The sequence below is a fragment of the Streptomyces sp. adm13(2018) genome (genome assembly GCF_008042145.1).
GTDB lineage: Bacteria > Actinomycetota > Actinomycetes > Streptomycetales > Streptomycetaceae > Streptomyces.
This window is the reverse complement of sequence record NZ_RDBH01000242.1, coordinates 1-904: the sequence shown is the minus strand read 5'-3', so window position 1 is coordinate 904 and position 904 is coordinate 1. Positions and strand designations below refer to the sequence as shown.

Here is a 904-nt window from a genome sequence, read left to right as displayed (position 1 = left end):
CCGCCGGCCCCGCCGCCCCCTCCTTCTCTCCCTCCCGGACCGGAGCACCGCCATGCACACCGCCACCCGACCCGCGCTCGTCCTTTCTGCGGCAGTCGCCGTCGGCCTGACCCTGACCCGGCCCGCCGCCGCACACGGCGACAACCTGGAGGTGGTCATCACCGGTCACCGCGACGGCCATGTCCTGACCCAGGTGACCTGGGAGAACGACGGCGACCCCGTGGACGAACGCGTCGCCGCACTGGTCAGTGCCGTCAGCGCGGACGGCAGCCGTACGGTCGGCCCCTGGAAGCTCGTCCGCGGCGCCCGGCCGGTCGACTGGACCACCGCCGAGGCACTGCCGACCGGCAGCTGGAAGGTCACGGTCGACGCCGGTCACCCCGGACTCGGTCACGCCGAGCGACAGCTGACGGTCGCCGCCGCACGCGCGACACCGGCCCCCTCGACGCCGGCCCTGTCGACACCCGGCCGTTCGACACCGGACCCGTCGACACCCGCCCGCGCGACACCGACCCCGTCAACACCCGCCCCGTCGTCGCCCGTACCCGCGACGCCCTCGCCTTCGGCGTCGCAGACCGCCACCACCCAACCCCGGGAGCAGGAGACCTGGGGTCCCTGGCTGACCACCATCGGGCTCGCGGTCGCCGCACTCGCCGGAGCCGCCGCCGGGATCTGGATACGACGCAGGCGGGGCGGCCGCCGCTGACGGCACCGCCCGACCGGCACCACACCGCCGACGGCGTGCGGAGGCGGCACCATCGGAAGCCGATGGCGCCGCCCGGTCTCTGCGGCCGGCGGGTCAGCGCCTCACGGGTGGCTGGCCCTGCTCGACGACGAGTACGACATCCTGGAGTACGGCGACAGGACCGTCGAGCAGGTGGACGCCGAGGTCACGGCGGAAGCC

The 904-nt window shown here is 75.1% G+C and carries 1 pseudogene; it reads left to right on the top strand.

The features are described 5' to 3' along the window. Positions 1 to 706 (top strand): annotated as a pseudogene (locus EAO70_RS36095) (hypothetical protein); the annotation flags it as partial. Positions 707 to 904 lie beyond the last annotated feature (198 nt).